Source organism: uncultured Phenylobacterium sp. (assembly GCF_902826855.1).
Lineage (GTDB): Bacteria > Pseudomonadota > Alphaproteobacteria > Caulobacterales > Caulobacteraceae > Phenylobacterium.
In genome coordinates, this window is record NZ_CADEGK010000035.1 from 20,551 (window position 1) to 28,378 (window position 7,828).

Annotated in this window: 9 protein-coding genes; 6 read left to right on the plus strand and 3 right to left on the minus strand. The window is 69.3% G+C overall.

Annotation, left to right across the window (positions count from 1 at the left end):
* Positions 1-128: 128 nt before the first annotated feature.
* From QZV94_RS07310 to QZV94_RS07325, 4 genes are all read left to right on the plus strand, one after another.
* Positions 129-1,163 carry a 2OG-Fe(II) oxygenase gene (locus QZV94_RS07310; protein WP_293677151.1) on the plus strand — a complete coding sequence of 345 codons (1,035 nt, stop codon included), beginning with the start codon at positions 129-131 and terminating at the stop codon, positions 1,161-1,163.
* Positions 1,160-2,245: a 2OG-Fe(II) oxygenase gene (locus QZV94_RS07315; protein ID WP_293677152.1), complete on the plus strand. Its 1,086-nt coding sequence runs from the start codon at positions 1,160-1,162 to the stop codon at positions 2,243-2,245. Before QZV94_RS07310 ends, QZV94_RS07315 begins: the two co-directional genes overlap by 4 nt.
* A gap of 61 nt (positions 2,246-2,306) precedes the next feature.
* A complete protein-coding gene (locus QZV94_RS07320; protein WP_293677153.1) occupies positions 2,307-2,759 on the plus strand; it encodes a DUF3617 family protein in 453 nt (150 codons plus the stop codon).
* A 178-nt stretch (positions 2,760-2,937) separates the two neighbouring features.
* Entirely contained in the window at positions 2,938-4,245 is a 1,308-nt protein-coding gene (locus tag QZV94_RS07325) for a D-alanyl-D-alanine carboxypeptidase (RefSeq protein ID WP_293677154.1), read from the plus strand.
* 68 nt (positions 4,246-4,313) lie between these two features.
* Here QZV94_RS07325 and QZV94_RS07330 read toward each other — a convergent pair whose 3' ends face one another.
* Both QZV94_RS07330 and QZV94_RS07335 read right to left on the minus strand, forming a co-directional pair.
* Positions 4,314-4,730, minus strand: coding sequence for a DnaJ domain-containing protein (locus tag QZV94_RS07330; protein ID WP_293677155.1), 417 nt, complete (start codon positions 4,728-4,730; stop codon positions 4,314-4,316).
* Between the two features lie 4 nt (positions 4,731-4,734).
* Positions 4,735-5,568, minus strand: a complete 834-nt coding sequence (locus QZV94_RS07335) for a division plane positioning ATPase MipZ (protein ID WP_293677159.1) — start codon at positions 5,566-5,568, stop codon at positions 4,735-4,737.
* Positions 5,569-5,709: 141 nt separating this feature from the next.
* On the opposite strand from QZV94_RS07335, the gene panC reads away from it, so the two are divergent.
* Positions 5,710-6,573, plus strand: coding sequence for a pantoate--beta-alanine ligase (gene panC / locus QZV94_RS07340; protein WP_293677156.1), 864 nt, complete (start codon positions 5,710-5,712; stop codon positions 6,571-6,573).
* Between the two features lie 7 nt (positions 6,574-6,580).
* On the opposite strand, the gene QZV94_RS07345 is transcribed toward panC, so the two are convergent.
* The gene (locus QZV94_RS07345; protein WP_293677157.1) at positions 6,581-6,991 is read right to left on the minus strand and encodes a DUF1489 domain-containing protein; all 411 of its coding nucleotides are present in this window, start codon (positions 6,989-6,991) and stop codon (positions 6,581-6,583) included.
* A gap of 79 nt (positions 6,992-7,070) precedes the next feature.
* Between QZV94_RS07345 and QZV94_RS07350 the strand changes: the two genes are divergently transcribed.
* On the plus strand, positions 7,071-7,828 hold a 758-nt coding region (locus tag QZV94_RS07350; protein WP_293677158.1), incomplete at its 3' end, for a Crp/Fnr family transcriptional regulator.

Here is a 7,828-nt window from a genome sequence, read left to right on the forward strand (position 1 = left end):
GAACTGTTAGATGGGTATTCCCATTAGCATTCAGAAGGGTCCAACGCCACCTCGCGCGTACGCACGCGCGGGAGGACAGCGCCTGGTGCGCCCTTAACCAGCGAACGAATTCCGGCTAGTGAGGCCGCATGTCGCTCCCGATCGGCCAGCCAGTCCCTTGGTTCAAAGCGGCGACGCCCTCCAATCCCGAATTCGTCTTCGACAGCGCGGCCGGGCGCTACGTGCTGATGCTGTTCCTGCCGCCTGAGCAGGAGGCGCGTATGGCTGCATTGCAGGCCATGGCGGATCACCAGCACATGTTCGACGACGTCCGCGCCAGCGCCTTCGTGATGTTCCGCGACCGGGACATGGGTAAGGGGCTGAAGGACCTGCGCGGCCTGCGCTGGATGTACGACAGCGGCAGGATCGTGGAACGCTTTGGGCCCGAGCCGCACTGGCTGCTGCTGGACCCGACGCTACGGGTGTTGGCCACCGCGACGATTGACCGGCCGCAGGAGATATTCGCCCGCCTGGCCGCCCTGCCCCCACCGGGCGAGCACGCCGGCGTGACCCTCCATGCGCCGGTCCTGATCGCGCCTCGGATCTTCGAACCCGAACTGTGTGCGGCCCTGATTGACCTGCACCGGGCGGACGGCGGCAAGTTCACGGGCGTCATGCGCGACGCAGGCGATCGCACCGTGGCGGTGATGGACGAGCTGAAGGCGCGCCGCGACATCCTGGTGGAGCCGCCGGAGCTTCAGGCCGCGATCCGCGAGCGCCTCGATCGCAGGCTGTTCCCGCTGATCAAGCTGGCCTTGGGATTCAGCGTCACCGAGACCGAGCGGCTGCTGGTCAGCTGCTATGCCGCCGAGGATGGCGGGGTGTTCCACCCCCACCGGGACAGCACCACCCAGGCCACCGCGCACCGCCGCTTCGCCTGCTCGCTCAACCTCAACGACGACTTCGAGGGCGGCGACCTGCGCTTTGCGGAGTACGGGTCGGCGACCTACCGACCGCCCACGGGCGGCGCGATCGTGTTCTCCTGCAGCCTGATGCACGAGGCCACAAAGGTCACAGTCGGACAGCGCTACGCCTTCCTGCCATTCTTCTACGACGAGACCGGCGCAGCGGTCCTGGCGGCCTACAACGCGCGTGTCGGCCAGGCGGAGCGGGCGCCGCCATGAACGACCTCGCCAGTCCCGGCCGCTGGGCCCTGCCGCACCTTTCCGTGGGGGAGTTCGCACCGTCCTTCGCCGCCGCCACCCGGACCAACCCGCAGTATCACTTCAACACCGTGGCGGGCCGCTACATCCTGCTGGCCTTCATGCCCCGCGACCCGTCCACTCGCGCCGCGGCCCTGGCGGCGTTCGAAGCGGTGCGTCCGCTCTTCAACGACGTCCACCTCACCGCTTTCTTCGTCGCAACCGAGCCCGACGCGCGGGACAGGACGAGCGACATGATCCCGGGCCAGCGCTGGTTCTTCGACCCGCAGGAGGCAGTGGGCCCACTGTACCACTCCGGGGAGCAGGCGCCCGCCTGGCTGCTGTTCGACCCGATGCTGCGGCTGATGACGCGGGCGCCCATCGCCACGCCGGAGCCGCTGTTCGCCAGTCTCCGCCGGTTGCCGCCGGTCGGGGGCCATGCGGGCGTTCCGTTGGTGGCGCCGGTCCTCATCGTGCCCCGGGTGTTCGAGCCTTCGCTGTGTCGCCGCCTCATCGGCTACTACGACGGCCAGGGCGGCGAGCTGTCCGGGGTCATGCGCGAGATCGACGGCAAGACGGTGGGTGTGTTCGACAACATGAAGCGCCGCCGGGACGTCCACATCGCCGATGCCGAGCTTCAGCGCGAGGCGGTGAGGGCGCTGGAGCGCGGCCTGATCCCGATGATCGCCCGCGCCTACCAGTTCCACGCGACCCGGATCGAACGCCACATGGTCGCCTGCTACGACGGCGTCGAAGGGGGCTTCTTCCAGCCCCATCGCGACAACGAGACCAAGGGAACCGCTCACCGCCGGTTCGCCGTGTCCATCAACCTCAACGCCGAGGACTTCGAAGGCGGCGACCTGCGCTTCCCCGAGTTCGGACCGCGCACCTACCGCCCGCCCACGGGCGGGGCGGTGGTGTTCTGCTGCAGCTTGCAGCATGAGGCCACGAGAGTGACCCGGGGCCGCCGCTATGCCTTTCTGCCGTTCCTCTACGACGAGGCTGGCGCGCGCATCCGCCAAGAGAACCGCGCGTTCCTGACGGGCGCGCTGGACAACCCCTAAGCCCCGGTTCATGCGCCGCGGGCCATGGTGGCGCCGGAATCAGCCCTGAAGGCCGCACTCGATGAACCGCCCCATCCTCCTTCTCATCGCGCTTTTCGCGGCCAGCCCCGCCCCGGCCGCGCAGCCCGCGATCCAGCCGGGCTATTGGGAATCGACCAACAGGATCGTCTCGCCCATCCGCCAGACCAGCACCGAGAAGCGCTGCATCACCCCGGCCGAGGTGGACAAGTTCATGGCCGGTCCATCCAACCGCCACTACAAGTGCTCCTATCCGACCAATGTGATTTCCGGTGGCAAGATCACGCTGAAGGGGACCTGCGTCAGCAAGAAGGGCCGGAAGGTGCCGATCACCGGCCAGGGCTCGTACACGCCGACCAGCTTCAACCTCACCGCTGACGTGATCGTCGAACTCCTTGGCCTCGACGTGGCGGTCCGCGCCTCCACCGAAGCCCGCCGGATAGCCGACGCCTGCCCTCCACCGGCGCCGAAGGCGGAGGAACAGGCGCAGAAGTGATCGGACCCATCGCTTGCGGCTGGCGCGCCCAAATGGCGCCCAGGGAACCTGCACCAAGACGCCCGCGACAATTGCGCTCGTTCAAACCTTGTTTACTCTCATGAAAGGGTGCGGGAGGCATGCTACCGGTCTTAGGTGGCGCTGTTGCCACTCAACGCGTTGATTCGACGGACGAAGCATGATCCAGCACGCTCGCCGCCTGTTGCTTTCGATCGGTCTGGCTGCGGCCATGGCTTTGGGCGGGACCGTCCCGTCGGCGATGGCCCAGGTTCCGTACCTTTCGCTCATCCCTCAGAACTCGTCGAAGTACGCCGCCATCGTCGTGGACGCGCGCACCGGCGAAGTATTGTACGGCAAGCGCGCGGACGCGCCCCGGTATCCCGCCTCGATCACCAAGGTGATGACGCTGTACCTCGTCTATGAGGCCCTGGCGTCGGGCAGGCTGAAGCTGGATGACGAGGTGGTCTTCTCGCCCCACGCCGCGGCGCAGCCGCCGACGAAGCTGGGCATCCGGGCCGGCCAGTCGATCACTGTGGCCGAAGCGATCGGGACGATGACCACGCTGTCGGCGAACGACGTCTCGGTCGCCATCGCCGAGAAGCTGGGCGGCACCGAACGGCGCTTCGCCGCCCTTATGACCTTGCGGGCCCAGGAACTGGGCATGACCAACACGAATTTCGCCAACGCCAACGGCCTGCCGAACAGCCGCAACCTGTCGACGGCGCGCGACATCGCGATCCTGTCGCGTGCGGCTATGCGGGACTATCCGCAGTACTACCGCTACTTCAGCCAGACCTCGTTCAACTTCCGGGGCCGGGTGATCAACAACCACAACCACATGCTGCGCAATGTGGCCGGCGTGGATGGCCTGAAGACCGGCTTCACCAACGCCTCGGGCTTCAACATCGCCATCTCCGGCGTGCGCGACAACCGCCGCCTGATCGTGGTGGTGCTGGGCGGGCCGAACCGCATCGCCCGCGACAAGACCGCCGAGTCCCTGTTGCTAACCGGCTTCGAGGTGCAGGAGCGGCGCGCGCGCGGCGAGCAGATCACCGTGGCGCAGAACTTCTTCGAGCCGCCGGCCCTTGCCGCACGCCCAGAGCCCTCGATGCAGCAAGGCGACAGCGAACAGGGCCTGAGCGTCCGCATGGTTTCCTCCACGCCGCCAGCGCGCGCTTCGCAGATCCAGATCGTGGAGACCAAGTCGGTGCCCAAGCTGAACGGCAAGGCCCGGAAGTCCGCGGGCGGCCAGTGGACCGTTCAAGTCGGCACCTTCAACACCCGTTCCGACGCCCGCGAGCAGCTCTCCATCGTCGAGAAGAGGTTCGCCAGCCACTTCGACGACGCGCGCGGGGCCGCCGAGAAGGACGGCGGCAAGTTCAAGGCCCGCTTCTCCGGCATGACCGAGGACGAAGCCAAGGACGCCTGCCGGGCGCTGAAATCCCGCAAGCAGCCTTGCATGGTGATGGCCCCCGGGCGCGGCTGAAGCCCGACCGGACCCGTTCTCCAACAGCCGTCATCCCGGTTCGCGAACCGAAGTCCGGGAAGACCGTCTTACTTGCTCAGCAAACGATCCCGCGCGGCATTGAGCTGGGCGGCCAGGCCGGCGGTGCCGCCCTTGTCGGGGTGCACGCTGCGCATCAGTCGCGTGTAGGCGGCCTGGATCTCGGCGCGAGTCGCGCCCTCCCCCACGCCCAGAATGCGGCGCGCCTCGCCGAGGCTCATCAGGCCGGCAGGGGCCGATGGGGCGGCAGCCTTGCGTGCGGAACCGGCCAGCCACAGACCCACGGCGACCAGCGCAATGGCCGGAAGCCACTGGCCCCGCACGCCCGCAAAGGCCGCGGCGGTGAAGACCGCGACCGCGGCCGCCCCGGAGGCGATTCGCCAGCCGCGGCCCTTCAGCAGCCCCTTGCGGCCGGTGAGCCAGAGATAGGCCGCCAGGGCCGCACCGCCCAGGGCGAGGTAGAGCATGCGGCTATTCCGCCGCGATCCGCTCGCGTTCGTCCAGCCCGGTGAAGCCCAGGGCGGCCATCAAGGCCCGCAGTTCCTGCCGCGCCGCGACATGCTGCAGGCCCATGGCCACCGGGCGGATCGAGGTCGACAAGTCGGCCACCGTCAGGCCGAAAGGGAACAGTTCGCGGTAGATCACCCGGTCGCGCAGGCCCGGTCCGACGCGAAAGCCCACCTTGCGCGACAGCGCCTCCACCCGCTCGTCCAGGCGGCGGCGGTTGCGGGCCTCGGTGGGGGCCAGGCGGTTCCTCAGCACCACCCAATCGATCTGCTTACGCTCGACGGTCGCGCGTTGCTTGCGGCAGGCCCAGACCGTCTCGGCGTAGAGCGAGTGGCGCTTCAGCTCCAAGGTGACCGGGTCGACCACGCCCAGCATGTCGAAGTCCACGAAGCTGTCGTTCATCGGGGTGACGATGAGGTCGGCGCGGGCGTGGGCGGCGCGGCTGATCGCGGTGTCGCTGCCGGGTGTGTCGATGACCACGAAGTCGGCGGCGGCCGAGACCTCGGCGAAGGCGGCCTCGAAGCGGGCCAGCTGCTCGGCGTCCGGCGCCTTTGCGAGCGCGTCGCCCGCGGCGCTGAGGGGATGCTCGATCGGCATCGGCGCGCTGGCGTTGTTGGCTGCCAGCCACGCGGCTCGGTTGGCAAAGAAGTGGCCCATGGTCTGCTGGCGCAGGTCCAGGTCCAGGACGGCGATCTTCGCGCCGCCATGCAACAGGGCGGTGATGATGTGGATGGCGAGCGTCGACTTGCCCGCCCCGCCCTTCTCGTTGCCGACCACGATGACGCTGGCCTGGCCCATGGATGTCTCAAGCTCCCCGCAAGTCGTCATGCGCGACTCACACCGGTTCCGAGTGAGCGCGGTGGGACATCGTCCGTCAACGCGCGCGACGTCGCGGGCTGTGGATGGACTTACCCCGTCGGGGTCGCTTAAAGGCCCGGCATGCCCCCGACCGCATCCGGCCTGCCGATCGCCCGCACCGTCGCTGAGCTCCGCGCCAAGGTGGCGGCCTGGCGGCGTGAAGGCCTGAGCGTCGGCCTCGTCCCCACCATGGGCGCGCTGCACGAAGGCCACCTGTCGCTGGTGCGCCTGGCGCGCACGCGGACCGACCGGGTCGTGGCCAGCCTGTTTGTGAATCCGACCCAGTTTGCGCCGCACGAGGACTTCGACGCCTACCCGCGCGACGAGGCGGGCGACGCCGCCCTGCTCGCCAGCGCCGGGTGCCACCTGTTGTTCGCTCCCGCCGTCGCGGAGATGTACCCGCCCGGCGCCTCGACCACGGTGATCGTCTCCGGGGTCGCCGACCCGCTCGACGGTCTGGCGCGCCCCAGCCACTTCCCGGGCGTCGCCACCATCGTCACCAAGCTGCTGAACCAGTGCGGCCCGGACGTGGCGGTGTTCGGCGAGAAGGACTTCCAGCAGCTCCAGGTGATCAAGCGGCTGGCCGCCGACCTCGACCTGCCGGTCGAGATCCTGGGCGCACCGATCGTTCGCGCCGAGGACGGTCTGGCGCTGTCGTCCCGCAATGCGTACCTGAGCGCGGACGAGCGCCGGGTCGCGCCCCGGCTGTACGAAGTGCTGACCGAGGCCTTCGCCCGTCTGCGGGCTGGCGAGGCCGTCGAGACCGTCGAGGCCACCGCGGTCGCTGCGCTGCTGGCCGCGGGCTTCGACCGCGTCGACTACGTGGAGGCGCGCACGCCGGCCGACCTCGACCGCCTCGGTCCGGGCCCCGTCACCGGCCCCATCCGCGTCCTCGCCGCCGCCCACCTGGGCCGCACCCGGCTGATCGACAACGTCGGGGATTGACCTAAGGTCACCACGCCCCCGCCTCGCGCAGCTGCCGCGCCAACGACTCCGGAACCTCGCCGAACGCCTCGAGGTCGAGGTCTGGCGGAGCGTCGCTGGGGTCTAGGTAGCGCCAGCCCTGGAAGGCGCGACGCGGTGTCGGGGCCACGCGCACGACATCTTCGGCGAGTGTGATCTCGCAGCGGGCGGTGACGCCTTCGCCCAAGGTGCTCACCGCCAGGATCTTCTGGCGACACAGGATCACGCCCTTGAACACCCGGTAGATCGAGCCGCCGTCGATCAACTCCGCGCCGCGCTTCGGGGTCATCCGCGTGCGCAGGATCCAGGGGGCCTCGTCCTGGCGGTTGTGGGCGCGCCAGGCGAGCAGGTCCTCGATAGTGGCGGCGCCGACCACCAGCTTGATCATGTGAAGGGCCATGCGCCCGGCTTAAGGGGAGCCCCACCCCTTGGGAAGTGCGGCCCTTTGGAGTTTCGCTGGAGAGCGTTACGCTGCGCCTGTGGCGAGCCTGCCCGATATCCCCGTCGATTCGGCCCTCGCGCGGCTGTTTCGCCAGCCGCGCGCGCGCGCCGAGACCATCTGGTTCTCGCTGCCGGGAGGCTCGCGGCTGTTCGCCCAGGGCGATCCGTCCGATCAGCTCTATGTGGTCCGCACCGGCCGGCTGGGCGCTTTCCGTCGCGAGGAGGGCCAGGAGCCGCACTTCCTCGGCATCATCCGGCCAGGCGAGCCGGCCGGCGAGATGGCCCTGATCGCCGGCATCCCGCACTCGGCCGACGTCTACGCGCTGCGCGATTCCGAGATCTTCTCCGTGCCGAAGCAGGCGTTCTTCGAGGCCTGTGACGCAGACGGCAAGGTGATGACCGAGCTGGCGCGGCTGATGATCCTGCGAAGCCGTCAGGTGGCGCGGCGGGGCGTCGGCGATCCCTCGGTGTTCGGCTTCGTCGCGACCGGGCGCCCGGGCCCGATCCGCCCGATCGTCGAGCGGCTGGAGCGCGAGATGACCGCGCTCGGCTACGAGGTCACCGTGGTCGGCGCGGAGGCCGCCTCGGCGCCCACCGAATGGTTCTCCGAGGTGGAACGGGTCCACGACTTCGTCCTCTACGTGGCCGAGCGCGACGAGACCTCCTGGATACCCTTCGTGCCGCGCCAGGTGGACCGGCTGTTCCAGGTGGCTCGGGGTGACCGCCCACCGCAGGCGGGAGGGTGCCCGCCCGGGCGGCAGACGCTGCACGACCAGCAGTTGGTCGACCTGATCCC

What these genes read in the sequence shown, in the direction of transcription:
- QZV94_RS07310 (WP_293677151.1), top strand. Translation starts at nt 129, where the DNA reads ATGTCGCTCCCGATCGGCCAGCCAGTCCCTTGGTTCAAAGCGGCGACG.
- QZV94_RS07315 (WP_293677152.1), top strand. Translation starts at nt 1,160, where the DNA reads ATGAACGACCTCGCCAGTCCCGGCCGCTGGGCCCTGCCGCACCTTTCC.
- QZV94_RS07320 (WP_293677153.1), top strand. Translation starts at nt 2,307, where the DNA reads ATGAACCGCCCCATCCTCCTTCTCATCGCGCTTTTCGCGGCCAGCCCC.
- QZV94_RS07325 (WP_293677154.1), top strand. Translation starts at nt 2,938, where the DNA reads ATGATCCAGCACGCTCGCCGCCTGTTGCTTTCGATCGGTCTGGCTGCG.
- QZV94_RS07330 (WP_293677155.1), bottom strand. Translation starts at nt 4,730, where the DNA reads ATGCTCTACCTCGCCCTGGGCGGTGCGGCCCTGGCGGCCTATCTCTGG.
- QZV94_RS07335 (WP_293677159.1), bottom strand. Translation starts at nt 5,568, where the DNA reads ATGGGCCAGGCCAGCGTCATCGTGGTCGGCAACGAGAAGGGCGGGGCG.
- panC (WP_293677156.1), top strand. Translation starts at nt 5,710, where the DNA reads ATGCCCCCGACCGCATCCGGCCTGCCGATCGCCCGCACCGTCGCTGAG.
- QZV94_RS07345 (WP_293677157.1), bottom strand. Translation starts at nt 6,991, where the DNA reads ATGGCCCTTCACATGATCAAGCTGGTGGTCGGCGCCGCCACTATCGAG.